The 26472-nt window shown below is 57.6% G+C and carries 28 protein-coding genes; 15 read left to right on the top strand and 13 right to left on the bottom strand.

Features of this window, described 5'->3' with window-relative positions; genetic code table 11:
* Positions 1–13 precede the first annotated feature (13 nt).
* From ppnN to AB5Y76_RS12930, 4 genes are all read left to right on the top strand, one after another.
* Positions 14–1369 carry a nucleotide 5'-monophosphate nucleosidase PpnN gene (gene ppnN / locus AB5Y76_RS12945; RefSeq protein ID WP_005338611.1) on the top strand — a complete coding sequence of 452 codons (1356 nt, stop codon included), beginning with the start codon at positions 14–16 and terminating at the stop codon, positions 1367–1369.
* Positions 1370–1504: 135 nt separating this feature from the next.
* Complete coding sequence (gene xni, locus AB5Y76_RS12940; protein WP_263717454.1) at positions 1505–2305, top strand: flap endonuclease Xni; 801 nt, start codon at positions 1505–1507, stop codon at positions 2303–2305.
* A 159-nt stretch (positions 2306–2464) separates the two neighbouring features.
* Positions 2465–3472, top strand: coding sequence for an isocitrate dehydrogenase (locus AB5Y76_RS12935; protein WP_005349723.1), 1008 nt, complete (start codon positions 2465–2467; stop codon positions 3470–3472).
* Positions 3473–3589: 117 nt separating this feature from the next.
* Entirely contained in the window at positions 3590–4048 is a 459-nt protein-coding gene (locus tag AB5Y76_RS12930) for a hypothetical protein (RefSeq protein WP_005338615.1), read from the top strand.
* Positions 4049–4130: 82 nt separating this feature from the next.
* Here AB5Y76_RS12930 and rlmM read toward each other — a convergent pair whose 3' ends face one another.
* The 6 genes from rlmM to dinB all read right to left on the bottom strand — a co-directional run bounded on the left by rlmM (position 4131) and on the right by dinB (position 10745).
* Positions 4131–5225, bottom strand: a complete 1095-nt coding sequence (gene rlmM / locus AB5Y76_RS12925) for a 23S rRNA (cytidine(2498)-2'-O)-methyltransferase RlmM (protein WP_005338617.1) — start codon at positions 5223–5225, stop codon at positions 4131–4133.
* Positions 5218–5604, bottom strand: coding sequence for a DUF423 domain-containing protein (locus tag AB5Y76_RS12920; RefSeq protein ID WP_075115000.1), 387 nt, complete (start codon positions 5602–5604; stop codon positions 5218–5220). Before AB5Y76_RS12920 ends, rlmM begins: the two co-directional genes overlap by 8 nt.
* Positions 5605–5654: 50 nt before the next feature.
* Positions 5655–6284, bottom strand: coding sequence for an alpha/beta family hydrolase (locus AB5Y76_RS12915; protein ID WP_263717453.1), 630 nt, complete (start codon positions 6282–6284; stop codon positions 5655–5657).
* On the bottom strand, positions 6277–7197 hold the full coding sequence (locus AB5Y76_RS12910; RefSeq protein ID WP_005338622.1) for a transcriptional regulator GcvA: 921 nt from the start codon (positions 7195–7197) through the stop codon (positions 6277–6279). The genes AB5Y76_RS12915 and AB5Y76_RS12910 overlap by 8 nt, the downstream gene beginning before the upstream one ends.
* A gap of 284 nt (positions 7198–7481) precedes the next feature.
* On the bottom strand, positions 7482–9623 hold the full coding sequence (locus AB5Y76_RS12905; RefSeq protein WP_040068500.1) for a methyl-accepting chemotaxis protein: 2142 nt from the start codon (positions 9621–9623) through the stop codon (positions 7482–7484).
* 66 nt (positions 9624–9689) lie between these two features.
* Positions 9690–10745 carry a DNA polymerase IV gene (gene dinB, locus AB5Y76_RS12900; protein ID WP_139437403.1) on the bottom strand — a complete coding sequence of 352 codons (1056 nt, stop codon included), beginning with the start codon at positions 10743–10745 and terminating at the stop codon, positions 9690–9692.
* Between the two features lie 131 nt (positions 10746–10876).
* Between dinB and AB5Y76_RS12895 the strand changes: the two genes are divergently transcribed.
* The gene (locus AB5Y76_RS12895) at positions 10877–11083 is read left to right on the top strand and encodes a hypothetical protein (protein ID WP_040068504.1); all 207 of its coding nucleotides are present in this window, start codon (positions 10877–10879) and stop codon (positions 11081–11083) included.
* Between the two features lie 111 nt (positions 11084–11194).
* Here AB5Y76_RS12895 and AB5Y76_RS12890 read toward each other — a convergent pair whose 3' ends face one another.
* Positions 11195–11755, bottom strand: a complete 561-nt coding sequence (locus AB5Y76_RS12890; protein ID WP_267528743.1) for a DJ-1 family glyoxalase III — start codon at positions 11753–11755, stop codon at positions 11195–11197.
* A gap of 31 nt (positions 11756–11786) precedes the next feature.
* Positions 11787–12740: a ketopantoate reductase family protein gene (locus AB5Y76_RS12885; protein ID WP_368177735.1), complete on the bottom strand. Its 954-nt coding sequence runs from the start codon at positions 12738–12740 to the stop codon at positions 11787–11789.
* Positions 12741–12940: 200 nt separating this feature from the next.
* Here AB5Y76_RS12885 and AB5Y76_RS12880 point away from each other — a divergent pair, with 200 nt between their 5' ends.
* Positions 12941–13423 carry a YajQ family cyclic di-GMP-binding protein gene (locus AB5Y76_RS12880; RefSeq protein WP_182939041.1) on the top strand — a complete coding sequence of 161 codons (483 nt, stop codon included), beginning with the start codon at positions 12941–12943 and terminating at the stop codon, positions 13421–13423.
* Between the two features lie 108 nt (positions 13424–13531).
* On the opposite strand, the gene AB5Y76_RS12875 is transcribed toward AB5Y76_RS12880, so the two are convergent.
* The 5 genes from AB5Y76_RS12875 to AB5Y76_RS12855 all read right to left on the bottom strand — a co-directional run bounded on the left by AB5Y76_RS12875 (position 13532) and on the right by AB5Y76_RS12855 (position 18397).
* Positions 13532–14362: an outer membrane protein OmpK gene (locus AB5Y76_RS12875; RefSeq protein WP_182939040.1), complete on the bottom strand. Its 831-nt coding sequence runs from the start codon at positions 14360–14362 to the stop codon at positions 13532–13534.
* A gap of 156 nt (positions 14363–14518) precedes the next feature.
* Complete coding sequence (locus tag AB5Y76_RS12870) at positions 14519–15898, bottom strand: MFS transporter (protein ID WP_368177734.1); 1380 nt, start codon at positions 15896–15898, stop codon at positions 14519–14521.
* Positions 15899–16071: 173 nt separating this feature from the next.
* Positions 16072–16659 carry a peptidylprolyl isomerase gene (locus AB5Y76_RS12865; protein ID WP_368177737.1) on the bottom strand — a complete coding sequence of 196 codons (588 nt, stop codon included), beginning with the start codon at positions 16657–16659 and terminating at the stop codon, positions 16072–16074.
* Between the two features lie 2 nt (positions 16660–16661).
* Entirely contained in the window at positions 16662–17246 is a 585-nt protein-coding gene (locus AB5Y76_RS12860; protein ID WP_005349692.1) for a YajG family lipoprotein, read from the bottom strand.
* A gap of 17 nt (positions 17247–17263) precedes the next feature.
* Complete coding sequence (locus AB5Y76_RS12855) at positions 17264–18397, bottom strand: methyltransferase (RefSeq protein WP_368177733.1); 1134 nt, start codon at positions 18395–18397, stop codon at positions 17264–17266.
* 204 nt (positions 18398–18601) lie between these two features.
* Between AB5Y76_RS12855 and AB5Y76_RS12850 the strand changes: the two genes are divergently transcribed.
* The 9 genes from AB5Y76_RS12850 to nqrM all read left to right on the top strand — a co-directional run bounded on the left by AB5Y76_RS12850 (position 18602) and on the right by nqrM (position 26460).
* Positions 18602–18916, top strand: coding sequence for a BolA family transcriptional regulator (locus AB5Y76_RS12850; protein ID WP_042053239.1), 315 nt, complete (start codon positions 18602–18604; stop codon positions 18914–18916).
* A gap of 433 nt (positions 18917–19349) precedes the next feature.
* Positions 19350–20693, top strand: a complete 1344-nt coding sequence (locus tag AB5Y76_RS12845) for a Na(+)-translocating NADH-quinone reductase subunit A (RefSeq protein WP_005349684.1) — start codon at positions 19350–19352, stop codon at positions 20691–20693.
* A 3-nt stretch (positions 20694–20696) separates the two neighbouring features.
* Positions 20697–21926, top strand: coding sequence for an NADH:ubiquinone reductase (Na(+)-transporting) subunit B (locus tag AB5Y76_RS12840; RefSeq protein ID WP_005338642.1), 1230 nt, complete (start codon positions 20697–20699; stop codon positions 21924–21926).
* Complete coding sequence (locus tag AB5Y76_RS12835) at positions 21916–22704, top strand: Na(+)-translocating NADH-quinone reductase subunit C (RefSeq protein ID WP_005358609.1); 789 nt, start codon at positions 21916–21918, stop codon at positions 22702–22704. Before AB5Y76_RS12840 ends, AB5Y76_RS12835 begins: the two co-directional genes overlap by 11 nt.
* Positions 22697–23329 (top strand): NADH:ubiquinone reductase (Na(+)-transporting) subunit D, encoded by a 633-nt coding sequence (locus AB5Y76_RS12830; RefSeq protein ID WP_005338644.1) that lies wholly within the window; start codon positions 22697–22699, stop codon positions 23327–23329. The genes AB5Y76_RS12835 and AB5Y76_RS12830 overlap by 8 nt, the downstream gene beginning before the upstream one ends.
* A 3-nt stretch (positions 23330–23332) precedes the next feature.
* On the top strand, positions 23333–23929 hold the full coding sequence (nqrE, locus tag AB5Y76_RS12825) for an NADH:ubiquinone reductase (Na(+)-transporting) subunit E (protein ID WP_005338645.1): 597 nt from the start codon (positions 23333–23335) through the stop codon (positions 23927–23929).
* A gap of 32 nt (positions 23930–23961) precedes the next feature.
* Positions 23962–25185, top strand: a complete 1224-nt coding sequence (gene nqrF / locus AB5Y76_RS12820) for an NADH:ubiquinone reductase (Na(+)-transporting) subunit F (RefSeq protein ID WP_005338656.1) — start codon at positions 23962–23964, stop codon at positions 25183–25185.
* A gap of 3 nt (positions 25186–25188) precedes the next feature.
* Positions 25189–26226, top strand: coding sequence for an FAD:protein FMN transferase (locus tag AB5Y76_RS12815; protein ID WP_263717449.1), 1038 nt, complete (start codon positions 25189–25191; stop codon positions 26224–26226).
* A 9-nt stretch (positions 26227–26235) separates the two neighbouring features.
* On the top strand, positions 26236–26460 hold the full coding sequence (nqrM, locus tag AB5Y76_RS12810; protein ID WP_005338668.1) for a (Na+)-NQR maturation NqrM: 225 nt from the start codon (positions 26236–26238) through the stop codon (positions 26458–26460).
* Positions 26461–26472 lie beyond the last annotated feature (12 nt).

The following is a 26472-nucleotide window of genomic DNA, read 5'->3' as shown; positions in this document are numbered from 1 at the left end:
TAAAGGGGAACCTATGATTACGCACATCAATCCCGTCGGCAGCATGGATTTGCTGTCACAGCTTGAGGTGGATCGCCTCAAGCAGACTGCCTCCAGCGATATCTATCAACTGTTTCGCAACTGCTCGCTGGCAGTGCTCAATTCCGGTAGCCATACCGACAGCTCCAAGGAGATACTGGAGCGTTTCAAATCGTTCGATATTCATGTGATCCGGCGCGAGCGCGGGGTCAAGCTGGAACTGTTCAATGCCCCCGAGCACGCCTTTGTCGATGGCGAGATCATTCGCGGCATTCAGGAGCATCTCTTCTCGGTGCTGCGCGACATTCTCTATGTCTCCAATCAGCTCGAGTCCAACCGCCAGGTCAATCTGACCAACTCCACTCATATCTCCAACGTGGTGTTCGCCATTCTGCGCAACGCCAAGGTGATCCTGCCCGGCGCCGATCCCAACCTGATCGTCTGCTGGGGTGGCCACTCCATCAACGAGATCGAATACCAGTACACCCGCGCCGTGGGCAGCGAATTGGGCTTGCGTGAGCTGAACATCTGTACCGGCTGTGGCCCTGGCGCCATGGAGGGCCCGATGAAGGGGGCCGCCGTCGGCCATGCCAAACAGCGGGTGCGCAACGGGCGCTACATCGGCCTGACCGAGCCTTCCATCATTGCGGCAGAACCGCCCAACCCCATCGTCAACGAGCTGGTGATCCTGCCGGATATCGAGAAACGGCTGGAAGCCTTCGTGCGCCTCGGCCATGGCATCATCATCTTCCCGGGTGGGGTCGGTACCGCCGAAGAGCTGCTCTATCTGCTCGGCATCATGATGCATCCGGCCAACGAGCGGCAGCCGATGCCCATCATCCTGACCGGCCCGAAAGAGAGTGCCGACTACTTCCGAGCCATCGACGACTTCATCAAGGCGACCCTTGGTGAACCGGCGACCAAACTCTACCGGATCATTGTCGGCGATGCACCGGAAGTGGCCCGGGTGATGAAGGAAGCGATGCCGAAAATCCGCGAATACCGCAAATCGGTCGGCGATGCCTACTCCTTCAACTGGTCCCTCAAGATTGAGCCGGAGTTCCAACTCCCCTTCGAACCTGATCACGCCAGCATGGCCAGTCTGGATCTGCACCGCAACCAGCCGCCCCAGTTGCTGGCCGCCAACCTGCGTCGTGCCTTCTCCGGCATCGTCGCCGGCAACGTCAAGGAAGGGGGCATTCGCGCCATCGAGAAGAAGGGCCCCTTCAAGCTGCACGGCGACAAGGAGCTGATGCACCTGATGGACAAGCTGCTAGAGAGTTTCGTCAAGCAGCAGCGGATGAAGCTGCCGGGCAGCCAGTATGTGCCCTGCTACGAAATCGTCCGCTAGGGTACAGATACATCATCGACAGAGGGGCGCATCGGCGCCCCTCTTTATTGGCGCTATGCCTTCCCGACCGCCATCAATCCCCCATAAGGCGAGTGGTTTGTTACAATGGGGCGTCCCGACCGCCAAGAGTGCCCCATGTCAACTATCCGGCCACACCTGCTCATCATCGATGCCCTCAACCTCATTCGCCGTCTGCACGCGGTACAGGCCCAGCAGGCACTGACCCCTGCCCAGGCGCTGGTTGCAACCCGCGCCAACCTTATCAATACCTGCCGCAAGCTGCTGGCCAATAGCGAGCCGACCCATGTCATTGCCGTGTTTGATGGCGAGGTGCATAGCTGGCGCAAAGAGATCTATCCGGCCTACAAGGAGGGGCGAACTCCCATGCCCCCCGAACTGCGTGAGGGGTTGGCGACCCTGCAGGATGCCTTTTGGGAGTGCGGGGTCGATGCCCTGCTCTCCGAGACCGATGAAGCAGATGACCTTATCGCCACTCTCGCCTGCGGCATCGCCAGCCATGGCCATCAGGCGACCATCATCTCCACCGACAAGGGCTTCTGCCAACTGATCTGCCAGCAGATCCGGGTGCGCGACTACTTCAACAAGCGCTGGCTGGATGCGGCCTTCGTCCAGCAGCAATATGGGGTAGCCCCAGCTCAGCTGGTCGACTTCTGGGCCCTGACCGGTATCAGCGGTTCCAATATCAAGGGGGTTCCGGGGATCGGCCCCAAGACCGCCACCCAACTGTTGCAGCAATATGGCAATCTGGCAGCCATGCTCGAAGCCTGTCAGCAAGAGGACGCCGCCAAGCCCCTGATCAAGCTGCGCCAACATCAGGATGAGGCCCTGCTGGCCCAGCGGCTGGTACGCTTGCAGCAGGATATTCCGCTGGGATTCAACCTGCGGGACATCCGCTACCCGCCCCAGCCAGACTAAAGTGCCGAACAAAAATGCAGGCAAGGGCGTGAACCATGACGAGACTCACCCTCGCTGTTGATAAAAGTGAGTAGAATGTAAAGGAATGTGGTTGGTTTGCTGAGTAAATGCTATAAAGCAGCCCCATCCTCCCCTATACCCTGGAAGTGGAACCCTCTCATGTCCAAAAGAAAAATTACCGTGATCCCCGGCGACGGCATCGGCCCCAGCATCATTGAATCAGCCATCCAGATCCTGACCCATGCGGGCTGTGATTTTGAGTACGAATACGCTGATGCGGGTCTGGTTGCCCTCGAGAAGCATGGCGAGCTGCTGCCCCAGGCTACCCTGGATCTGATTGAGAAGAACAAGGTGAGCCTGAAAGGGCCATTGACCACACCGGTCGGCGGCGGTTTTACCTCCATCAACGTCTCCCTGCGCAAGAAGTTCAACCTCTACGCCAACGTGCGTCCGGTCATCTCCTTCAAGGGCACCAGAAGCCGTTACGACAACATCGACATCATCACGGTGCGTGAAAACACCGAAGGGATGTACTCGGGTGCAGGTCAGAAGCGCAGCGATGACAACAAGAGTGCCGAGGCGATGAGCATCATCACCCGCGAAGGGGCCGAGCGTATCGTCAAGTTCGCCTTCGAGCTGGCCCGTCAGGAAGGGCGCAAGAAGGTCACCATCATCCACAAGGCGAACATCCTTAAGTCGACCTCCGGCCTGTTCCTCGAAGTAGCCCGTGAAATCGCCAGCCACTATCCGGATATCCAGAGCGAAGAGATGATCGTCGATGCCGCCTGCATGAATCTGGTGATGTATCCGGAGCGTTTCGATGTCATGGTCACCACCAACCTGTTCGGCGACATCCTCTCGGATCTCTGCGCCGGTCTGGTCGGCGGCCTTGGCATGGCGCCCGGCGCCAACATCGGCGATGGCGCGGCCATCTTCGAAGCGGTCCACGGCTCTGCCCCCGACATTGCAGGCAAGAACATTGCAAACCCGACCTCGGTGATCCTCGCCTCCATCCAGATGCTGGAGTACCTCGGCATGCAGGATAAAGCAGAGCGGATCCGCGAGGCGGTACGAGCTACCATCGAATCCGGTGATCGGGTCACTCGCGATCTGGGCGGCACGGCTTCCACCAGCGAATTCACCCAGGCTATCATCGATCGCCTGTGAGTTAATTCATTGATTTTAAAAGGGAGCTTCGGCTCCCTTTTTTATATTTCCGAATCCTTTGCCACTCCCCAAACAGCAACTATGTTCAATAGAGAAGAAGAACAAGGAGTGTTTTTCATGAAGGGATACGGGTGCTATCTGGTGTCGGGTCTGATGCTGGTTTGTGGCACTGCCAGTGCCTTCGAACAGGCCCAATCAACCCAAACCGCCAAACTGCCACAGCAGGAAAAACGGACTGCCACCGAGGTATGGCGTTCAAGCCTGGATACCAACGACCTGCTCAAGGCGCCCAAACCCCTGTCGTTTGGTATTGAAGTCTCCACCGACAACTTTGGCAATCAAAAGATCACCTCCTACCCGCAGCTCAATCTGACCCCGGAAAAGAGCATCAGTCTGTCGATTGAACGCTTCAGACCCAAGGTCAAATTCAAAGCCGGTGGACTGCATACGGCAATCAGACTGAGAGGGGATGGAATCAAAATGCAGTTCAATCCGGTCGACAAAACCATCCCGCTGCAGATAGAGATCAAGGTGACCGACGACGAATCCTCCCTGCGCCTCGATTACCGTTTCTGATATTTTCCGGCAGCCGCATAGCAAAAGGCCGACAGGTTTCCCTGTCGGCCTTGGTAATTATCGTTCGGGCTGAATGGCTACATCACGCCTTGGGCTCGAGTTTGGAGACCCAGTACTTGTTGTAAACATGCACAGTGATCTCTTCTCGATCGTGATAGAGCTGCTTGGCCTGGATCACGAACGCGTTGTCGATCTCCTTGAGCATCTCGCGCAATACCTCGATATTGTGCACCGACTCGGCATAACGCTTCTTCATCGGCAGCTTGAGGTTGAACATCGCCTCCTGACAGTCGCCCTCACGGAACCAGTCCGCAATCATGTGAACGACCCGCGCCGGTTTATCGACCATGTCGCACACCAGCCAGTAGGTGTTCTTCTTGCTCGGACGCCAGACGAAACCGTCATCCCGGATATGCTTGACCTGACCGGTATCCATCAAGGATTGGGCCATCATGCCGTTGTCGACCGCCGTCACCATCATGCCACGGCGCACCAGCTGATAGGTCCAGCCACCCGGGCAGGCACCCAGATCCACCGCCTTCATGCCGGAGCAGAGACGCACATCCCACTCTTCCCGCGGCACGAACACGTAAAACGCCTCCTCCAGCTTGAGGCTGGAGCGGCTAGGTGCATCGGCCGGGAAGCGCAGGCGCGGGATCCCCATGTGGAATCCGGAGTTGTTGAACGAGTAGGAGTAACCCAGCAAGACATGATCATTGGCCATGAAGAAGGCGTGGAACACCGGACGGTTCGGCGTCTCCTTCTTGGTCAGGATCTCGTTGCTGCGCAGCGCCTGACGCAGCGGCACGGTGAACTTGCGGCAAAAGGCTGACAGCTCTTTCGCTTCGTTGGTGTCCGCGGTTTCGACCCGCAGATCGCCGCAAATGGTGTAGTCACTCACCGCCTCAAGGATGGGGGAGATCCTGTCCGCGACATCCAGATCCTTCAGCTCATGGGTGACCACCAGCATCTGACGGATGAAGATGAGCTCCCGGAATGGCAGCTTGCGAGCCAGCAGGTCCGCCTGCTCCTCGTCATACAGTTCGAAGATCACATAACCGCTGTCGTCCTTGACCCGGGCGAAACCGTAGCACTGCATGTTACCGGCACGCTCGGTGATCTCTGCAGCCGCCTCTTTCTCAAAACCGGGGCGGCAATAAAGCAGCAGATTATTCATTTTTTCCTCCAAGACGACAGCCGGCCCAGATCAGGGCCGTCCATCCCAACATAAAACAGAGGCCACCGGCCGGGGTAATCAACCCCAGCCCCTTGCTGCCAAGCAGCACCATGGCGTAAATACTGCCGGAAAATCCGATGATCCCCAGCACAAAAGCGGTGCCAGCCAGGTGGATCACCTTGCTGCGCACACCACACCAGCCCAGAACCAGCAGGGCCAATGCGTGAAAAAACTGATATTGCACGGCGGTATTGAACGCCGCCAGACGCTCGGGCGTAATGCCGGTCGCCGCCAATCCATGGGCGCCATAAGCCCCCAGCATGGTGGCAGTCAACCCGAAGAGACCGGCTAGTATCAGCCAATGTCGATGGATCTGCATCCTCACTCTCCCTCTCTCATCACGGCTGGCAATCAAACCAACCCTCTCTGCTATCCATGCCGGGCCACAAAATGGCTGATGGCCGCCGCTGTATGCTGCATATTCTCCTGCTCACTCACGCCACTGGCTTTACGCGGTTTGAAACCATGATCACCATCGGTCAACCAATGGACCGATACGGCGGGTGAGAAGGGGAAATCGGCCAGTTCGGCGCGACTACCGAAGGTATCGCGCTCCCCCTGCAACAGCAGAGTTGGCACTGCAATATGCTTGAGTACCTCGCCTCGCCAGCTGTCGGGCTTGGCCGGAGGGTGGAAAGGATACCCGAGAATGAGCAATCCTGCAGCATTCATCTCACCCTCGCCTTCACGATAGAGTTCCGCCGCCATCCGCCCGCCCATCGACTTGCCCGCCAGAAACAGTCGTGGATGGGCAAACTCGCGGATCATGTCGTGCCAATGGGCGAGCAGCACAGGCGCCCTGTCAGGCGGGCGGCGCTTGCCATCCTGTGCACGCCTTGTCATGTAGGGAAAGTTGAAGCGCACCACTTCGATATCCGGCCCGGCCAGCAGACATGACAACTCGGCAAGAAAGGGGTGATCCATCCCCGCGCCTGCCCCGTGGGCCAGCAAAATGCGAACGGGGGCATCAATTGCCCCCTCGCGGATCACATCAGGCATCGGCGAGCCTTGCCCTGCGACGCGCCTCTTCCTGCTCCACCAGCTCCAGCATCCAGTCGCGGAAGGCAACGATCTTGCCCTGATCCGACTGTTGCTCCTGGCACACCAGATAGAAGGCATTTTTGCTCACCAGCACCTGCTCGAACGGGCAGATAAGGCGGCCGGCCTCAATCTCGGGTTGTGCCAGCACGCTGTGGCCAAGCGCCACCCCCTGGCCGTGGATCGCCGCCTGGATCACCATGGTGGAGTGGCTGAAGATGGGCCCCTGATTGACGTTGGGTGCATCGATATCGAGCTGGCGGAACCAGGCCTTCCAGTCGCGGCGGGAGGTATCGTGCAGCAGGGTATGAAGAGTCAAATCTTGCGGCGTACGCAGTGGCTTGGGCCCGGTCAGCAGCAAGGGGGAGCAGACCGGGATCAGGTATTCGGTATGCAGCTTGTCCGAGCGCAGACCCGGCCAGTTGCCGCGCCCGTAGTAGATGGCCACATCTACATCGTCGGTGAGCGACCCTTCGTCGAGATCGACCGCCTTGATCCGCACATCGATATCGGGGTGACGCTCGCTGAACTTGACCAGCCGCGGCACCAGCCACTGGATGGCAAAACTCGGCTGCAAACTGACAGTCAACGCCCCCTTGGCACTGCGGGCCAGCAGCTTGTCGGTCGCCTCAGAGATGGAGGCAAAGATGTCCTTGATATCCAGGAAATAGCCCTGCCCCTCTTCGGTCAGCAACAAGGAGCGGTTTTTGCGGCGGAACAGCTTGATGCCAAGATACTCCTCCAGCGCCTTGATCTGGTGACTGATGGCAGCCTGAGTCACAAACAACTCTTCTGCTGCGCGGGTAAAGCTTAAGTGACGAGCCGCTGCTTCAAAGGCCTTGAGGGCATTGAGCGGGGGTAAACGACGAGACATGACACCAGCCGACGATGAGTTTTTCTAATGGGGCGCATTATAATTTGTCGGTTGCGGGTCGACCAGTGAATAAACATAATTCGCCCAGCAATCAGTCGTCATATGGCTCACATTTTCTACTACGTGTTGGTTTACATGTGTTTTTAGTGAGTCTTTCGACTGCGATTGTGGTGTTGTGTTTCTTCCTCTGCGGGAAGAGGGGCTCAAATCTCACCGGTTTGACCCAGTCTGTCATCTGAATGTGTTTGGCGCCTCCAGCTGGATGGCGCCTTTTTTCATCCCTTCTATACCTTGAACTGCCCCACCAGCTGCTGCTGTTTATCCGCCAGCGCAGAGAGCTCGCGACCATTTTCGGCGGATGTCGCCGCCTCGGCCCGGATGGTGTGGCTCACATCACGAATGTTGCTGACGTTGCGGTTGATCTCGTCCGCCACCCGGCTCTGCTCCTGCGCCGCCCGGGCAATCTGCTCGTTCATCTGATGGATGGTGGAGACCGACTGGATAATCTGCTCCAGCACCTGCACCGAGAGATCCACCTTGGCGAGCGTCTCGTCAGCCTGTCCATGACCATCGCGGATCGCCTTGACCACGGCGCCGGTACCGGATTGCAGTTGGCTGATCAGGGTCTGGATCTCGACGATGGCATTCTGGGTGCGACCCGCCAGATTGCGCACCTCATCGGCCACCACGGCAAAGCCACGTCCCTGCTCACCGGCCCGCGCCGCTTCAATAGCCGCATTCAGCGCCAGCAAGTTGGTCTGCTCGGCAATTCCCTGGATCACGATAAGAATGTCATTGATGTTGTCGCTGTTGGCGGAGAGTCGCTCCACCACCGGCTGGGCATCGTTGATGATGGTCATCAGCTTGCGCATCGCCTCCTGGGTGTCGGCAACGACATATTTGCCCTCTTGCGCCGCGGCATCAGTGGTGTTGGCGGCAGCCACCGCCGAGCCGGCATTACCGGAGACCTGCAACGCCGTGGCGCTCAGCTCTTCAAATGCCGTCGCCACCAGATCGATCTCCTGATACTGGGCCTGCATGCCGCTGCTGGTGCGCTCGGCCACCTGCGCGGCTCGCTCGGCACTGTTGCGCGTACCGGAGACGGTATCAATCACCTGACTGATGGTGGATTGCAACTTGTTGAGGAAGCTGTTGAACCACTTGGCCAGCTCGCCGATCTCGTCTTGCCGCTGGATCTCGATACGCTGGGTCAAATCCCCCTCGCCGCTGGCGATATCCTTGAGGCGGGCAACTACAGCGCGGATGGGCGCCACAATCTGGCGCGCCATCAACCAGATAAAACTCAGGGCCACCAGCGAGATCAGCACCCCGATCGACAGTTGCGAGACCACGCTGCGATTGGCCTCACTGGCCAGCTCATCTTGCAGTTGCTGGGCCGAGGCCAGTACTACGGCCCGTGGCAATTCAATGTAGATGCCCCATTTACGGTCGGTGCCACGCATGGATACCGGGACAAAGGTCTGCAACAGGGCGCCGTCGCTGCTCCAGCGAGTCAGCTCCTGCCCCTGACTGAGCCAGCCTTTCAGCTCGCTGGCCAGCCCCTGATACTTCTGATCCAACCCGCGCCCCATGGTCACATCGAACTCATCGGCTCCCGCCACGCGCCCCTCGTGACTGACCAGCAATATTCTGCCCTTGCCCTCATAGAGCTCCTTGTCCATGGTGCTGACCAGACTCTGCAAAGTGGCCAGCGAGATATCGACCCCGACCATCCCCAGCAAGGTCTCCTGCTCCAGCAGCGGGACCGTCACCGAGGTCATCAATATCTGTTTATCGCCCACATCGTCCAGATAGGGCTCCAGCAGGCAGAGGGCACGGGTGCGAATACTGCAGCGATACCACTCGTTTTCGATTCCACCCGCCTCGGTCGGGCTCTCATCGGCCAGTACATCCTCATTCTGCACTTCCGGCTCAATCTTGCCGTTGTCATAGGCCCAGTAACTGGAAAAACGCCCCTTGTCGTTGGAACCCAGCGCCGTTGAGCCCTGATAGTTGCTGTCTTCCCCATCCAGCTGATCAGGCTCGAACACCGCGTAGACACCAAGCAGATTGGTCGATGAGGCAACGGCATCGTGCAGTTGCTGATTGACGGCGCTGCGCAGCGCCTCCGAATGGACAAAGTTCTCGGCCGCATTCTTGCGCTGGAACAACACGCTCTCCGCCAGCAAACTGGCGCGGAAATAGGCCTCATCGAGATAGCTGGTCACCTTGGCCGCCTGCTCCGAGCCCATCGCCTTCATCCAGTTCTCGGCCGACTGCTGCGCCTCATGCATGGTGGCTTGCCGCACCTGCTGTTGCATCTTGTTCGCGTTGTAAATCGAAGAGGCAACCAGAGCGGCGGCTGTCACCAACAGACAGCAACCGGCGATCAGGGTAATCCGACCCTGGACAGAAAGAGCGCTCATGCCAATATTCCTACGTCATACAGATATGGATAGATTATCGACTTTATAAACAAAAACTTAACTCCCTCACAGCAAATCCAGCGAGAGTTGATTAACTTCACCCTCTTTTGGCAAACCCACCACCAAGCCCAGCAGGCGAACCGAACGCCCTTGCGCCCGCTGTAACCCCTCTTTGAGCAGGGGAACGAACAAGGCTGGCTGATAGCCACCCTGACTGCGATAGACAGTGGTCTGGTGGAAATCGGCAAACTTGAGCTTGATTCCCTGCCCCATCACCTGCTCGGCAGGGCACGCCAGCTGAAATCGCCGCTCAAGCTCCGGCAGCAGTTGCTGCAATACCGTCAAACAGGCGGCTTCGTCACAAACATCGCTCGCCAGGGTGGTCTCCACCCCGATGGTTTTGCGGATCCGGTGCGCCTGCACCGGCTGTTCATCCAGCCCCCAGATCCGGGTCGTCAACATCTCCCCCAGCTTGCCAAAACGACTGCACAGCTCTTGTGCCGACAAGGCCCGCGCATCCTCACAGGTGTAGAGCCCCTGCGCCTCCAGCCGCTCGGCGGTCTTGCGCCCCACCCCGGGCAGTTTGCCGAGGGGCAACTGGCAGACAAATTCGGCCACTTCGTCGGGACGAATGACAAACAGACCATCGGGTTTGCGCTGCTCCGAGGCGAGCTTGGCGAGAAACTTGTTGGGGGCCACTCCGGCCGAGGCGGTCAACCCCAGTTCGGAGACGATGGCTTGCCGGATCTCTTGCGCCATCAGGGTAGCGCTGCCGCCACAGCAGCGGCTGTGGGTCACGTCTAGGTAAGCCTCATCCAGCGACAGCGGTTCAACCTGATCGGTATAGCGGAGGAAAATTGCTCTGAGCTGACGGGAGATATCCTTGTACACCGCCATTCGCCCGGGGATCAGTACCAACGGCGGGCAGAGTTTTTTCGCCAGCGCGCTCGGCATGGCGGAGCGCACCCCGAACCGGCGCGCCACATAGTTGCAGGTCGAGATGACACCACGCCGCTCGGAGGACCCACCGATGGCAAGCGGCACCTCCCGCAAGGCCGGATTGTCCCGCATCTCCACCGCGGCAAAAAAGCAGTCCATGTCGATATGGATGATCTTGCGCATACCACTGTATAAATAAACAGACATGGCATCATCTTACCCCAAGGATAATCGCAGCTCTATCTCTCTCGTTGCGGCTAAAATAGTAGACTCCAAGGAGACCTTTACTACCACAATGACAAGGAGAGTTCGGGATGAAATATCTTTGGCTGGGACTCTGTTTGCTGCCGTTGACCGGCATCGGCAAGAACAACCCGACGGCAGAGTGCCGCTGGCTGTACGACCGGATTGAGATACTGGAACAGGCCATCAAGAAAGGGGACAAGCTCGGCACAGAGCAAGAGTTGTCACGCTGGAAAACTGAGTACAACAAAAAACAGTGCTCACAGTACGACTACTGAGCCGGACAAGATGGCGCGACCGACAACGGCAGATAACAAACGGGCCCCGATCAAGATGACCGGGGCCCATTTTTCAAAGCATGGCCAGCTGGATTCTGCAACAGAGTGCGCTCAAGGCAGCACCATAGGGCCAGCGACAGTGGCCGCCACCTCATCCCCACGCAGCACCCGGACCAGTTCAAGCGCAAACTCGATGGCGCTGCCCGGCCCCTGACTGGTGATAAGGCGATGAGCCTCATCCCTGACGACCCGCTCACGTGACAGCTGCGATGTCGACAGTCGGGGCAGAAAGCCGGGATGACAGGTGACGATGGCATCACCCAGCAGAGCGTGATGTTGCAACACCACCACAGGGGCGGCGCAGATGGCTGCACGCCAGCGGCCAAGAGCGGCCTGCTCTTTGAGCAGATCGATGGCCAGCGGGGTATCGCGGATCACTTCGCTGCCGGGCAAACCGCCAGGCACCACGATGGCTTCAAAGTCCCGATGGGTCAGCTCGCCGATATGACAATCGGCCACCAGCTGTACCCCGCGCGATGCCTTCACCTGCCGAGACCCGGCAGGGCAGCAAGAGGCCAGCACCACCTCGATGCTGGCGCGCACCAGGGTATCGACAATCGCAACAGTCTCTATCTCTTCCGACCCGGGGGCCACCAGCACCAGTACACTCACGTTCGCCTCCTTGCTGCTTGCTCGTAAAAGATCAGACGGCCTGGCTCTTCTCTTTAATCGCCTGATAGAGACCCTGATTGACCGGTACAGCAATGCCATGCTGGGCAGCCTTGGCCAACAGGAAGCCGGTGATGGCCTCGATCTCGGTCTCACGTCCCAGCTCCATATCCTGATGCATGGAGGAGTAATTGTCAGCGGTCAGCTCCACCACTGTCATCACCCGGCGTTGCAACTCCTCTGCCGTGGTTGCAATCCCTTCGGCACACATCACATCCGCCACTTCCACGCAGATCTGCTGCAGGGCATCGGCAAAACGGGAGCCAACCAGCTCGCCATTTTTCAGCTTGTAGAGAGCCGTCAGGGGATTGATGGCACAGTTGATGGCCAGCTTTTGCCACTGGCGCGCCAATACCTGCTCATCCCAGCCAGCCTGACCCAGTGCCAGCGCCAGCTCATCCGCGAGCGCGGCGTGGGCCTTGGCTGCGTCGTTGATCGGGCCAAGCCAGGTTTCACCCTTGCCAGTATGACGGAAGACAAAATGGCCGCACTGCATGGCGCCATGGCTGGTGACACCGGCAATCACCGGATTGTGCGGGAACATCTCGACCACCTGCTCGGCAATGCCCATCCCGTTGTGCAGCAGCACGATCGGCACGCCAGCATCCAGTTTGCCCACCAGCGGCGCCAGTGCGGCAACCACCTGACTGGCCTTGGTCATCACCAGCAGTCGCTTTATCTTGCCAGGTTTGCTGACAAATCCACGCTCGATATTGAGCAGTTGTACCTGCCCCTCCAGCGAGGTGAAATCGAACCCCGGATGGAGCGTGGACTTATGGTGTTCGCGCAACAAGACTCGGGTGGATTGACCGCTCTGGGTCAGCAGGGAGGCAAAAACGCCGCCGAGGGCGCCACAACCCAACAGTGACCACTGCGGGATCACAGGTGGCATAACGGGCTGTCGGGAATTTTTTAATCCGCTTGGCATGGTGTGACTCTGTCAGGGTAAGGGTTGCAATCCTCTCAACCTGTTACCGGAGATAAGTGAAGAACTCGCTGGTGGACGCTAACGGGTCCACCCATCCTGTGCGCAGGGGATTCTAGCAGAGCAGCCCTATCAAAATCAGCAAATTTGCCCGTTTTCTGGTAGATTTGCCCCCCGATAACGCAACATGAGGAGCTCCGGCTATGCCGTCATTCGATATTGTCTCTGAAGTCAAAATGAACGAGGTGTTGAACGCAGTCGACAACGCCAATCGTGAACTGGCCACCCGTTTCGATTTTCGTGGGGTAGAAGCCAGCTTCGAGTTGAACAAGGAAGAGGTAAAACTGGAAGCCGATGCCGATTTCCAGCTCAAGCAGATGGTCGAAATGCTGCGCGCTGCCCTGCTCAAGCGCAACATCGAAAACAGCTCCATGGAAGTGGGTGACTCCGTTCACTCCGGCAAGCGCTTCCACCTGACCGTCAAGTTCAAGCAGGGGATCGAGAAAGAGATCGCCAAGAAGCTGGTCAAGCTGATCAAGGACTCCAAGATCAAGGTACAGGTCGCCATCCAGGGTGATGAAGTACGTGTCACCGGCAAGAAGCGTGACGATCTGCAAGAGACCATGGCACTGGTCCGTGGCGCCGAACTGGGTCAACCGATGCAGTTCCAGAACTTCCGCGACTAATTTGTCCACTCAGCCGTGGCGCACTCAATGACTCGCGCCACGCTATCTAAATCGCGGCCATAAAAAAACCGGAGCAGATACTCCGGTTTTTTTGTACCCCAAGTTTTATTAGAACTTGTAGGTAACAGAGAAGTAGTGACCGAAACCAGTAGATTTACTGAAATCGTTGTTGTCAATACCGTAGATTTCATTGAAGTACTTCAGACCATAGCCAACAGCGTAACGGTCGGAGTGCCAGTAAATACCGTGGAAGGTGCCCAGACCATCAGAATGGGTAGTATTTTCCATGCCCCAAGTGTAATCCAGATAACCTTGATAAGAGACGAAACTACCGTTGGAGAAGGTATAGAAGGGTTTGAACCAGTTCATGGAGAACTGCTGGCCGTCCCAACCAGTCGGGCCTTCCTCACCGGTTGTGAAGTCATTAAATGCTTCGTTCATGTGGCGCTTGTACAGGTTCATACCTACTTTGCCAAACCATGGCACCATCACATCAGCACCGACCCCCACCAACGCTTCGTTCAAGCCTTGGGAACCACCGATGTTGAACAGGGTAGACAGATAAACTTCTTGTACTGGGCCAAAGGACAAATCCTGACCAGTCAGCGCATCCAGAGATACACGGGGAGCAAACTTCATGTAGAGGTTATCACCACCATGCTTGTCACTGTGCTTGGTGTCGAAAATATCGAAAACGTCGACATAACCATAGAGATCAAAGATACCGGAACGACCACCGAACTCCATCTCAAAATAGGTATCGTTGTAGCTACCGTCATTGGTGAAGATAGGACGTTGGTCAATGGTATGCATCACGTTGAACTGCATCCACTTGTAGTCATTCTTGTGGATATCACCGCTGTAATCAGCAGCAAAGGCCGGAGTAGCGGCAGCAGCCAGCAGACCGGCAGCGATCAGAGTCTTGGTAAATTTGGCCATTTTATTGGTCTCTTGTGCGTTAGTTGAGGTTTTCCGTAGCCTGCCCACAAGGAGCGAGAGGAATTCTAATCAAATAAAATCAGGGGAGAAACAACTTCTCGGGAACTTTATCCGGAAGTGTGAATCTAATCACCCCCGATTCTACGCAAACGCTTGCTATTTGTCAGCCGCTGAGAGCAACTCACTCCCCTTTCTGGCTACCAGCACAATCAACAACAACACAGGCAAGCCCAATAAACTGGTTCCGACAAAGAAGGCACTGTAGCCAATATGCTCCACAACCTGCCCGGAAAAACCGGCCAGCAACTTGGGTAGCAGTAACATTACCGAGCTGAACAGGGCGTACTGAGTGGCCGAAAATGCCACATTGGTCAGGCTGGAGAGATAGGTCACGAAGGCTGCGGTCGCGATACCGGCACTGAGGTTGTCGAGGGAAATGATCAGCGTCAGCAGTTCCAGGTTGTGACCAACCTGATTGAGCAGGGCAAACAACAGGTTGGTGCTGGCGGTGAGCAGCGCCCCCAAGAACAGGATGCGCAGCGTGCCGAAGCGCATCACCAGCACGCCCCCTAGCGCAGCCCCCACTAGCGTCATGATGACGCCAAACACCTTGGTAATAGTCGCAACCTCGGTCTTGCTGAACTGCATATCCACATAGAAGCTGTTGGACATCACCCCCATCACCACATCGGCAACCCGATAGCAGGCGATCAGAGCCAGGATCAGCAGCGCCGAGCTGCCATATCGACGAAAGAAATCGGCAAACGGACACCAGACCGCCTCATAGCCCCAGGCCCCCGCACTCGCCAGCAGAGCTGGCCACCCTTTTTCCAGGAGCTGCGCCTTGCGTTCGGCCTGTTGTTTGCCCTGCTCGGCCAGATCGATATCCGGCTCGTGGCAAAACAGCGTGGTGATAACCCCGAGTGACATCAGACCCGCCATCACCAGATAGGTAATCTGCCAGCCACGATAGTCATAGCCGCTGTTGCTGCCAAACCACGCCGCCAGCGCCAGCGCACCGGCGCCCGCCATGATCATCGCCAGTCGGTAACCGGTCATGTAGGAGGCCGCCATCGCCGCCTGTAGCCGCTCGGGAGCAGATTCGATGCGATAGGCGTCGATGACGATATCCTGAGTCGCCGAGGCAAAGGCCACCAGCAGGGCAAACATCGCCAGCTGGGCCAGCTCGGTCTTGGGATCGCAGAACGCCATGCCGACCAGCGCGGCGGCAATCAACAGTTGGGAGAAGAACATCCAGCTGCGGCGACGCCCCAGCAGCGTGGAGAGCAACGGCAGCGGCATGCGATCCACCAGCGGCGACCACAGCCATTTAAAGCCATAGGCGAGCGCCACCCAGCTCATATAGCCGATATCGGTCAGGCTGACATCGGCCTCACGCAACCAGAATGAGAGAGTACCGAACACCAGCAGCAGCGGCAGACCCGATGAAAAACCCATGGCAAAGAGAATAAACACCCGAAATTCGAGATAGACGGCGAGGGACTCTCTCCAGCTTGGTTTGCGGATCATGTTCAACTACCTGACGACTTTGGAAAAGTGCGTCATTTTGGCAGGTTGATGGCAGATAGCCAAGGCGAGCAAAGAGATAGGTCAAAGAAGCCCGGATAGAGAAAAGGCCCATCCCGAACGGGATGAGCCTTGTATTGTGGCCTGACGAGGGCGAGGTGACGAGCCGCGTCCGGCGAGAGTTACTTGCCCGCTTTCTTGTCGACTTTCTTGTCTGCCGGGGTTTCTGCCAGCAAGACCACCTTCTTCAGAATGATGGGACTGGTCGGCACATCGTTGGCGCGCAGAATGGGGCTGTAACCGGTCTGTACCTGAGCCAGTTTGTCCAGCACCTCCATCCCCTGAACCACCTGACCGAACACGGTATAACCCGCAGAGCCACCGGCGTTGAGGTTATTGTTGTCGACCAGATTGAAGTAGAACTGGCGAGTAGCGCTGTCGACCGCCTGGGTGCGAGCCATGGCGATGGAGCCACGCTTGTTGGGCAGACCGCCACGCGACTCGTTGACCACCGGCTCATAAGTCGGCAGTTGCTGGAACTGCTGGTTGTAGCCCCCACCCTGCACCACGAAATCCTGGATCACCCGGTGGAAGATGCTGCCGTCATAGCTGCCATCAGCCACGTAACGCAGGAAGTTTTTCACCGTCTGGGGCGCCTGCTTGGACGCCAGCTCCACCACGATATTGCCGTGGTTGGTCTCCATTCTCACTTTCGGGCCCGCGAACGCCAGCGGGGAGATCAGCATGGCCAGCAACCAGAGTTTTTTCATCATCAGACCCCTGCACCGTTCGGTTGACCTTTCAGGTAACCGCGCAGCGCATCATCCGCCATGATCTGCTGCAGCACGCTACCCAGTTGCAGGTTCAGTGTAGACTCCAGGTCGGCCATGCTTGGCTCGCTCGGGCTCTCCTTGCTGGAGGACATGTTGAACTGCTTGGTCAGACGGTTGCCCTGGAAATCGGCGATCACCTGCAGGCTGACGCGGGATTTGGTGACATAGGTAAAGGTCTTCTCTTCCACATTGACTGCGGCGTTGGAGATCACCAGCGTCAGGTTGGTGGTGCCACTGTTACCCACTTCCAGACCCTGACTGCGCAGCCCTTCGGCCAGCCGCTCGGCCATCAGCAGATTGAGCGGACGCTCACTGTTGACCAGGACGGGGGCTTTCTCTTTATGTTTGATGGAGAAGACGTAGGCAGCCTCACGCTTGTCCACCCCTTCCATGGTGATGCGATTGCCAGAGTAGTATTGCTGGTTGGCGGGGATCACCTGCGGATTGAGCAGCGCCGTCTCCGGCCAATGAGTGGCACACCCGCCCAGCATCAGGGCGGCCAGCAGCAAGAGTGACTTTTTCATCATGGTTTCCTTTGGCTTTAGCGTTTGATGGCTTTCAAAATAACGAATTTGCTGTTCGACGCAACGACTTGTGCGTTGGCAAACAAGCGCTTGAGTTTGTTGTGATAGTCCAGATGACGGTTGCCTACTATCCAGAGTTCACCCCCTTGAGGCAACACCCGGTGCGCATCGCTGAACATCTGCCAGGCGATATGATCGGTGATCGCCTGCAGCTGATGGAAAGGAGGGTTGCAGAGGATCCGATCTGCCGAGCCGACCGCCACCCCGTCGAGACAGTTATTGACCATAAAGCGGGCGCGCGGCAGTGCATCGGGCAGATTGTGCTCGACGCTGAGCTGTGCCGAGGCGACTGCCATATAGGATTCATCGATAAAAGTCACCTCCACCTCGCTGTCTTTGGCGAGCAGCGACAGACCCAGCACCCCGTTGCCACAGCCCAGATCGATCACCTTGCGGGCACTGTGGATGGGCAGGTTGTCCAGCATAAAGCGGGCACCGATATCGAGACTGGTGCGCGAGAAGACGTTGGCATGGTTGTGGATGAGCATGCCACTCCCCTCCAGCGGCCAGACAGTCGGGAAGGGGTTGGCCAGCGCGGGTTGCCCCGCCTGCGGCTCGCAGTGAATGAGACGCGCTTTTTTCCAGGCCAGCGAGGTACGGGTAGGCCCCAGATACTTCTCAAACAACTTGAGCGTGGAGGTATGAATATCCTTCGCCTTGCCGGCAGCGATAACGCGGGTTGCCGGTGTCACCACCGCACGCAATGCCAGCAGTTGCTGCTCCAGCAGTGCCTGATATTTGGAGACCTTGATCACCACCAGCGCAGGGGCATCGGGCAGCGGCGCCAGCGCATCCTGCAAGCGGATACCACCCGCATCCAGTCCGTTTTCGGCCAGATTGGCCAGGGTCGCCCGCTCACTGATGTAGGAGTCGGTGACGCAGCAGGGGAAGTGCGGATGCAGATAGGCGGCCAGCGCGCCAAAACCGTCATTCATGATGATGACGGGGCCCGCCTGCTCGAGGGGAGACTCCGCCAGGGTGTTGATCAGGTATTCGTCAGCCGCATCCCAGGCTTGCAGGGTCTCCTGACTCTGGCGCGGATAGCGGTAGAGCGTGAGCTGGCAATGGGGAGTGTCGAGAAGGGTTTGCATAGGAAGAGTCCAACCTCGGCTTGATTCGTGTATACAGGCGCCAGGGGCGACGCAAAGTGGCGCTATTCTAGCGAGGAGCAGGAATTTCACCAGTTCGATGCGCATCAAGGGAGCAACTGACGGGTGATTTCCCTCTTACGGGGGCTTATTCCATCCCGCGACTGCCGATAGAATGGCGCGACATTCACTCTGGAAGCCGATCCGATGACCATCCAACAACTGATTGAAGCCAAGCTGACCGCCGCCCTCTCCCCCACCGTGCTGGAGGTGATCAACGAGAGCCACATGCACCGTGTGGAACCGGGATCTGAGAGCCACTTCAAGGTGGTGATCGTCAGCGAGCAATTTGCAGGGCAGCGGCTGCTGGCACGCCATCGTCAGGTCAATTCGGTGTTGGCCGACGAGCTGGCCGGTGCCGTTCATGCACTGGCACTGCATACCTACACAGAGACCGAGTGGCAGGAAAAAGGCCACGCCCCGCGCACCCCGAGCTGTGTTGGCAAACCGTCACTCTCCTGAAACCGGTTGTACCACAGGATTTTCCTCGAGAACCTGCCAACAAAAATTAAACATATTTCCCCCATTGGCCCGAAAAGGCTACATCCAAGGGGGTATATTTCGACATCAAGGCTTTTTGCTGATAGTGGAGACAACGGCAAATACCCCCATCGAGGTATCGAAATAAAAAAACCTTTAAAACCACTACTTACAAGGTGTCGGGGGCTTATTCATTGCAGGTTAATTTTGTGATGGCACGGGGATTTTGCCCATTTGGCATGGCAGAAAATGCACCTTAAGTGGTAAACTCAAGCGCTTTTGAGTGAGCCTGCATGTTGAATAATTGTTGAGCCTGCCCACCTGGCACAACCACAACATCGACTCATTCAACCACCCGTCGTGATGTATTTCTCGGCGCTAACCAACCTCTCCCGTAACGGTAGTGCAAGTAAGTATGATTACAATCAAAAGAGGACTGGACATCCCCGTGCTGGGTGCGCCAGAGCAAGTAATCTACGATGGCCCCGCCATCACCCGTGTTGCGACACTGGGCGAGGAGTTTGTGGGGATGCGACCTACTATGTTCGTCAAAGTAGGTGATCGCGTCATCAAAGGTCAGGATCTTTTTGAAGACAAGAAGAATCCGGGCGTTAAATTCACAGCTCCTGCCACCGGTGTGGTTTCAGAGATCAACCGTGGTGCCAAACGTGTTCTCCAGTCTGTGGTCATCGACCTCGACGGTTCCGATGAACAGGTGACGTTTGAGCATTTTGCCTCTGCCGAGCTGGCCAAGCTCGAGCGCAGCAAGGTGCAAGAGATCCTGGTCGCATCAGGTCAGTGGACTGCGTTGCGTACCCGTCCGTTCAGCAAAGTCCCCGCGGTAGCGTCTGCCCCGCGCGCCATCTTTGTGACTGCAATGGACACCAACCCGCTGGCAGCCGATGCCGAGCTGATTATCAAGGAACAGCCGCAGGCCTTCCTCGATGGTCTGGCCGTATTGACCCGCCTGACCGACGGCGCAGTCTATGTCTGTAAAGGCGAAGGCAGTCTGCCCCACTCTCCGCTGGCTCAGGTCAAGGAAGAGATCTTCGTTGGTCCGCACCCTGCCGGTCTGCCGGGTACCCATATCCACTTCCTGGATCCGGTCAGCAGCACCAAGGTGCAGTGGCACATCAACTATCAGGATGTGATTGCATTCGGCAAGCTGTTCACCACCGGTCAGATCTTCACTGACAAGGTGATCGCCCTGGCTGGCCCGAACGTGCTCAAGCCGCGTCTGCTGCGTACCCGTCTGGGCGCCTGCATCAGCCAGCTCACCAACAATGAGCTGCGTGCCGACGAAAACCGTATCATCTCCGGTTCTATCCTGAGTGGTGCCAAAGCCGAAGGTGTTCACGACTACCTGGGCCGCTACCACAATCAGGTTTGCGTGCTGGGTGAAGGTCGCGAGAAAGAGTTCCTGGGCTGGATCAACCCCAGCGCCAACAAGTTCTCTATCACCCGTACCACCCTCTCTCATCTGATGAAGGGCAAGCTGATCAACTTCACCACCACTACCAACGGTAGTGACCGTTCCATGGTGCCTATCGGCAACTATGAGCGGGTGATGCCACTCGACATCCTGCCGACCCTGCTGCTGCGGGACATGGTCTCCGGCGATACCGACGGTGCGCAAGCACTGGGCTGCCTGGAGCTGGATGAGGAAGATTTGGCGCTCTGTACCTTTGTCTGCCCCGGCAAGACAGAGTACGGCCCGATCTTGCGTGAGTGCCTGACCAAGATTGAACTGGAAGGTTAAGCGATGAGTTTCAAGCAACTTCTTGAAAATATGGAACACCACTTCGAACCGGGTGGAAAGTACGCCAAGTACTATGCCCTGTTCGAAGCGGCGTACACCCTGTTCTACACCCCGGGTAGCGTTACCCGCAACGCCTCCCACGTTCGTGATGCGCTCGATCTGAAGCGCATGATGATCATGGTGTGGCTGGCCGTGTTCCCGGCCATGTTCTGGGGCATGTACAACGTTGGTAACCAGGCGATTGCCGCCATTGCCCACATGGGCTCGGCTGCTGGTGCCAGCAGCTGGCAATATGCCCTGGCTACCATGCTGGGCGCCTCCCTCGATCCGGCTGTTGCCGGTATCGGCAGCAAAATGCTGATTGGCGCCACCCACTTCTTCCCGATCTACATCACCGTCTTCTTTGTCGGTGGTTTCTGGGAAGTGCTGTTCGCCATGGTACGCAAACACGAGATCAACGAAGGCTTCTTCGTAACCTCCATCCTGTTTGCCCTGATCGTGCCGCCCGAGCTGCCCTTGTGGCAAGCTGCACTGGGTATCACCTTCGGTGTGGTGATGGCCAAAGAGGTGTTCGGTGGTACCGGCAAGAACTTCCTGAACCCGGCGCTGGCTGGTCGTGCGTTCCTGTTCTTCGCCTACCCGGGCCAGATCTCCGGTGACGCCGTATGGGTTGCCGTTGACGGCTTCTCCGGCGCGACTGCCCTGAGCCAGTGGGCCCAAGGCGGCCAGATGGCGCTGATCAACGGTGCAACCGGCCAGGCTATCAGCTGGATGGACGCTTTCCTGGGTAACCTGCCGGGTTCCATCGGTGAAGTCTCTACCCTGATGATCCTGCTGGGTGCCGCCATGATCGTCTACATGCGCATCGCCTCCTGGCGCATCATCGCCGGCGTGATGATCGGTATGATCGCCACCTCCCTGCTGTTCAACGTCATCGGTTCCGATACCAACCCCATGTTCAACATGCCGTGGCACTGGCATCTGGTACTGGGTGGCTTCGCCTTCGGTATGGCCTTCATGGCGACCGACCCTGTCTCCGCCGCCTTTACCAACAAAGGCAAGTGGTGGTATGGCGCCCTGATCGGCGTAATGGTCGTGCTGGTTCGCGTGGTCAACCCTGCGTTCCCGGAAGGCATGATGCTGGCCATTCTGTTTGCGAACCTGTTTGCTCCCCTGTTTGACCACTTCGTCGCTCAGGCAAACATCAAGCGGAGGATTGCTCGTGGCGTTTAATAAAGATTCAACCCTCGGCACCGTCAGCGTGGTCACCGGCCTCTGTCTGGCCTGTTCCATCGTGGTATCCGTTGCCGCTGTGGGCCTGCGTTCTACCCAGCAGGAAAACAAGGCGCTGGACAAGCAGAGCAACATTCTCTCCGTAGCCGGTGTGGATGTGAGCGAAGTGGCCAAGCGCGACCTGGCCAAACTGTATGGCGAGAAGATCGAAGCCCGTCTGGTGGATCTGGCGACCGGTGACTTTGTTGACGGCGATGCCGACAACTTCGACACCAAGCAAGCAGCCAAAGATCCGGCCCGCAGCATCCGTCTTGCCGCCGCTGACGACAAGGCCAGCCTGCGTCAGATCTCCAAGCAGATCCCGGTATTCTTCGCCAAGGATGCCGAAGGCAAGATCGACAGCATCATCCTGCCCATCTACGGTCAGGGTTTGTGGTCGACCATGTATGCCTTCGTCGCCGTCGCCGCTGATGGCCAGACCATCAAGGGCATCACCTACTATGACCACGGTGAAACCCCGGGTCTGGGTGGCGAGATCGAAAACCCGGCCTGGCAGGCGCTGTTCAAGGACAAGAAACTGTTCGACCAGAATGGCATGCCGGCGCTGCGCGTCATCAAGGGCCATGCTCCGGCGGGCTCCGAGCACGAGATCGATGGTCTCTCCGGTGCCACTCTGACCGGTAACGGCGTACAGCATACCTTCGACTTCTGGATGGGTCCCAAGGGCTTCGGTCCTTTCCTGGCCAAGGTTCGTGCAGGAGAAATCAACAATGGCTGACAAGAGCGAAATGAAGAAGTTGCTGTTGACGCCTGTGCTGGGCAACAACCCCATCGCCTTGCAGGTGCTGGGTGTCTGTTCTGCACTGGCGGTTACCAGCCAGATGAAAACTGCGTTTGTAATGACCCTCGCGGTCATGGCGGTCACCGCCTTCTCAAACCTGTTCATCTCCCTGATCCGCAACCAGATCCCGAACAGCGTCCGGATCATCGTGCAGATGGCGATCATCGCCTCACTGGTTATCGTGGTTGACCAGGTGCTCAAGGCGTACGCCTATGACATCTCCAAGCAACTGTCGGTCTTTGTGGGTCTGATCATCACCAACTGTATCGTAATGGGCCGCGCCGAAGCGTACGCCATGAAGAGTGCCCCGCTGCCCTCCTTCCTGGATGGTATCGGCAACGGTCTGGGCTATGGTGCCATTCTGCTGAGCGTCGCGACCGTGCGTGAACTGCTGGGCTCCGGCACCTGGTTCGGCATCGAGCTGCTGCCGCTGGTGAATAACGGTGGCTGGTACGTGCCCAACGGCCTGCTGCTGCTGCCGCCGAGTGCATTCTTCATCATTGGTCTGATCATTTGGGGCGTGCGCACCAAGGATCCCAAGCAGGTGGAGGCGAAGGATTAAGGTATGGAACACTATCTGAGTCTGTTGATTAAATCGATCTTCATCGAAAACCTGGCACTCTCCTTCTTCCTGGGGATGTGTACCTTCTTGGCGGTGTCCAAGAAGGTAAAGACCTCCATGGGTCTGGGTATTGCCGTTATTGTGGTGCAGACCATCGCGGTTCCTGCCAACAACCTGATCTACAACTACGTGCTTAAAGATGGCGCTCTGGTATCCGGTCTGGATCTGAGCTTCCTGAGCTTCATCACCTTCATCGGTGTGATTGCAGCACTGGTACAGATCCTGGAGATGGCGCTGGACAAGTACTTCCCGGCACTCTACAACGCGCTGGGTATCTTCCTGCCGCTCATCACCGTGAACTGCGCCATCTTCGGTGGCGTCTCCTTCATGGTGCAGCGTGACTACAACTTCATGGAGTCTGTGGTCTACGGTGTGGGTTCAGGGGCAGGCTGGATGCTGGCGATCGTTGCGCTGGCAGGTATCCGCGAGAAGATGAAGTATTCCGATGTTCCGGAAGGCCTGCGCGGTCTGGGCATCACCTTCATCACCGCCGGTCTGATGGCGCTGGGCTTCATGTCCTTCTCTGGTATCTCCCTGTAATCGGCTTTCCTGCAATCAGAAAGGAACGATAGATGGAAATTATTTTGGGTGTGGTCATGTTTACCGTGATCCTGCTGGCACTGGTGGCAGTCATTCTGTTCGCCAAGTCCAAGCTGGTGACCGCGGGCGACGTGACAATCAGCATCAATGGTGACCCGGCCAAGGCTGTGACCAGCCCGGCCGGTGGCAAGCTGCTCGGCGTGCTGGCTGGCAGCGGTATCTTCGTCTCCTCCGCCTGTGGCGGCGGTGGCTCCTGCGGCCAGTGCAAGGTACGGGTGAAATCCGGTGGCGGCGACATTCTGCCGACCGAACTGGATCACATCAGCAAGGGCGAAGCCCGTCATGGCGAGCGTCTGGCCTGTCAGGTTACCGTTCGCTCCGACATGGATATCGAACTGCCGGAAGAGATCTTCGGGGTGAAGAAGTGGGAATGTACTGTTATCTCCAACGATAACAAGGCCACCTTCATCAAGGAGCTCAAGCTGCAGATCCCCGATGGCGAGAGCGTGCCGTTCCGCGCCGGTGGTTATATCCAGATTGAAGCCCCGGCTCACCACGTGCACTACAAGAACTTCGATATTCCCGAGGAGTATCGCGGTGACTGGGATCGCTTCAAGATTTTTGAGCTGGAGTCCAAGGTCGATGAGCCGATCATCCGTGCCTACTCCATGGCCAACTATCCGGAAGAGTTCGGCATCATCATGCTGAACGTGCGTATCGCGACCCCGCCCCCGAGCAACTGGACTGCCCCTCCGGGACAGATGTCCTCCTACATCTTCAGCCTCAAGGCTGGCGACAAGGTGACTATCTCCGGTCCGTTCGGTGAGTTCTTCGCCAAAGATACCGATGCCGAAATGGTATTCATCGGTGGTGGTGCAGGTATGGCGCCGATGCGTTCCCATATCTTCGACCAGCTGCGTCGCCTGAAGTCCAAGCGCAAGATGAGCTTCTGGTACGGTGCCCGTTCCAAGCGCGAAATGTTCTATGTCGAAGATTTTGACATGCTCGCCGCCGAGAACGAGAACTTCACCTGGAACGTCGCCCTGTCCGATCCGCAACCGGAAGACAACTGGGACGGCTACACCGGCTTCATCCACAACGTGCTCTACGAGAACTATCTCAAGAACCACGAAGCACCGGAAGATTGCGAGTTCTACATGTGTGGACCTCCGGTGATGAACGCTGCCGTCATCAACATGCTCAAAGATTTGGGCGTTGAAGACGAAAACATCCTGTTGGATGACTTTGGTGGTTAATCCATGCACAGTGTTGTAAAGACCTGGCTAGCCTTCGGGCTAGCCTTTTTCTTGACTGGGTGCGGTCAGGAGACGGTCCAATCCAAACCGGAGATCCACATCACCGGCAGCACCATGGGCACTTATTACTCCATCAAGGTGGCGGACAGCGCCATCAGCGATCCGGCCAAGCTTCAAGCTGAGGTCGATATCTTGCTGGAGCGGGTCAACGACCAGATGTCGACCTATCGCCCCGATTCCGAACTGTCGCGCTTCAACCAGAGCCGTGACAACAAACCGGTAGTGGTCTCCCGCGATACCGCACGGGTCGTCACAGAGGCCATTCACATTGGCCGTGAGAGCCAGGGGGCGCTGGACGTCACCGTTGGCCCCTTGGTCAATCTGTGGGGCTTTGGCCCGGACAAGAAGCCGACCAAGGTCCCTTCCGACGAGCTGATCACCCAGACTCGCCAGAAGACTGGTCTGGGCAACCTGCACGTCATCACCTCAGTGGATGCCGATACCCTGCAAAAAGACATTCCGGATCTTTACGTCGATCTCTCTGCCATCGCCAAGGGCTTTGGTGTGGACAAGGTAGCCGAGTATCTGGAGTCACTGGGTGCGCGTAACTATCTGGTGGAGATTGGCGGCGAGCTGCGGATCAATGGCGTCAACGGCAAGGGTCACCCCTGGCGCGTGGCCATCGAGAAGCCCACCGCAGGTACCGGCACGGTGCAAGAGGTGATCGTGCCCGGTGACAACGGGGTAGCCACCTCCGGCGATTACCGCAACTACTATGAACTGGATGGTCAGCGCTTCTCCCACACCATAGATCCGCGCAGCGGCAAGCCGATCCAGCACCGTCTGGTATCGGTCACCGTGATCCACCCCTCCTGCATGACCGCAGACGGGCTGGCCACCGTGTTTATGGTGATGGGGACCGAGAAGAGCCTGGCCTATGCCAACGAGCGCGGCCTGGCGATCTTCGTGATCACCAAGACCGACAACGGCTTTGAAGAGGCTTACTCCGATGCCTTCAAGCCCTATCTGGTCAAGAAGTAAGAGGTAGAGATGCAGATATTTCTGATCACCTTTGGGGTATTCATGCTGGTGATAGCCGCCATGGCTATCGGTTACATCTTCCAGAAGAAGACCATCTCCGGCTCCTGTGGCGGTCTGGGTAGTGTCGGCATCGAGAAAGAGTGCGATTGCCCGGAACCCTGTGACAACCGCAAGAAGAAGATGGCCAAGGAAGAGGCCCGTCGCAAGATGCTGGAAGAGAACCGCATCATCTGATGACTCTGGTTT

Source organism: Aeromonas sp. R1-2, assembly GCF_040908505.1.
Classification (GTDB): domain Bacteria; phylum Pseudomonadota; class Gammaproteobacteria; order Enterobacterales; family Aeromonadaceae; genus Aeromonas; species Aeromonas veronii.
Note: the sequence above shows the minus strand (reverse complement) of the source record. Positions and strands in the feature narration are given on the sequence as shown.

Excerpts from the sequence above, each read along its gene's own strand:
- xni (WP_263717454.1), top strand. The coding sequence starts at position 1,505 with ATGTCAACTATCCGGCCACACCTGCTCATCATCGATGCCCTCAACCTC.
- nqrF (WP_005338656.1), top strand. The coding sequence starts at position 23,962 with ATGGAAATTATTTTGGGTGTGGTCATGTTTACCGTGATCCTGCTGGCA.
- AB5Y76_RS12860 (WP_005349692.1), bottom strand. The coding sequence starts at position 17,246 with ATGAAAAAGTCACTCTTGCTGCTGGCCGCCCTGATGCTGGGCGGGTGT.
- rlmM (WP_005338617.1), bottom strand. The coding sequence starts at position 5,225 with ATGAATAATCTGCTGCTTTATTGCCGCCCCGGTTTTGAGAAAGAGGCG.
- AB5Y76_RS12885 (WP_368177735.1), bottom strand. The coding sequence starts at position 12,740 with ATGCCAAGCGGATTAAAAAATTCCCGACAGCCCGTTATGCCACCTGTG.
- AB5Y76_RS12850 (WP_042053239.1), top strand. The coding sequence starts at position 18,602 with ATGACCATCCAACAACTGATTGAAGCCAAGCTGACCGCCGCCCTCTCC.
- AB5Y76_RS12905 (WP_040068500.1), bottom strand. The coding sequence starts at position 9,623 with ATGAGCGCTCTTTCTGTCCAGGGTCGGATTACCCTGATCGCCGGTTGC.
- nqrE (WP_005338645.1), top strand. The coding sequence starts at position 23,333 with ATGGAACACTATCTGAGTCTGTTGATTAAATCGATCTTCATCGAAAAC.
- AB5Y76_RS12840 (WP_005338642.1), top strand. The coding sequence starts at position 20,697 with ATGAGTTTCAAGCAACTTCTTGAAAATATGGAACACCACTTCGAACCG.
- AB5Y76_RS12895 (WP_040068504.1), top strand. The coding sequence starts at position 10,877 with ATGAAATATCTTTGGCTGGGACTCTGTTTGCTGCCGTTGACCGGCATC.
- AB5Y76_RS12910 (WP_005338622.1), bottom strand. The coding sequence starts at position 7,197 with ATGTCTCGTCGTTTACCCCCGCTCAATGCCCTCAAGGCCTTTGAAGCA.
- AB5Y76_RS12935 (WP_005349723.1), top strand. The coding sequence starts at position 2,465 with ATGTCCAAAAGAAAAATTACCGTGATCCCCGGCGACGGCATCGGCCCC.
- AB5Y76_RS12845 (WP_005349684.1), top strand. The coding sequence starts at position 19,350 with ATGATTACAATCAAAAGAGGACTGGACATCCCCGTGCTGGGTGCGCCA.
- AB5Y76_RS12815 (WP_263717449.1), top strand. The coding sequence starts at position 25,189 with ATGCACAGTGTTGTAAAGACCTGGCTAGCCTTCGGGCTAGCCTTTTTC.
- AB5Y76_RS12875 (WP_182939040.1), bottom strand. The coding sequence starts at position 14,362 with ATGGCCAAATTTACCAAGACTCTGATCGCTGCCGGTCTGCTGGCTGCT.
- ppnN (WP_005338611.1), top strand. The coding sequence starts at position 14 with ATGATTACGCACATCAATCCCGTCGGCAGCATGGATTTGCTGTCACAG.
- AB5Y76_RS12865 (WP_368177737.1), bottom strand. The coding sequence starts at position 16,659 with ATGAAAAAACTCTGGTTGCTGGCCATGCTGATCTCCCCGCTGGCGTTC.
- nqrM (WP_005338668.1), top strand. The coding sequence starts at position 26,236 with ATGCAGATATTTCTGATCACCTTTGGGGTATTCATGCTGGTGATAGCC.
- dinB (WP_139437403.1), bottom strand. The coding sequence starts at position 10,745 with ATGCGCAAGATCATCCATATCGACATGGACTGCTTTTTTGCCGCGGTG.
- AB5Y76_RS12830 (WP_005338644.1), top strand. The coding sequence starts at position 22,697 with ATGGCTGACAAGAGCGAAATGAAGAAGTTGCTGTTGACGCCTGTGCTG.
- AB5Y76_RS12915 (WP_263717453.1), bottom strand. The coding sequence starts at position 6,284 with ATGCCTGATGTGATCCGCGAGGGGGCAATTGATGCCCCCGTTCGCATT.
- AB5Y76_RS12920 (WP_075115000.1), bottom strand. The coding sequence starts at position 5,604 with ATGCAGATCCATCGACATTGGCTGATACTAGCCGGTCTCTTCGGGTTG.
- AB5Y76_RS12855 (WP_368177733.1), bottom strand. The coding sequence starts at position 18,397 with ATGCAAACCCTTCTCGACACTCCCCATTGCCAGCTCACGCTCTACCGC.
- AB5Y76_RS12880 (WP_182939041.1), top strand. The coding sequence starts at position 12,941 with ATGCCGTCATTCGATATTGTCTCTGAAGTCAAAATGAACGAGGTGTTG.
- AB5Y76_RS12930 (WP_005338615.1), top strand. The coding sequence starts at position 3,590 with ATGAAGGGATACGGGTGCTATCTGGTGTCGGGTCTGATGCTGGTTTGT.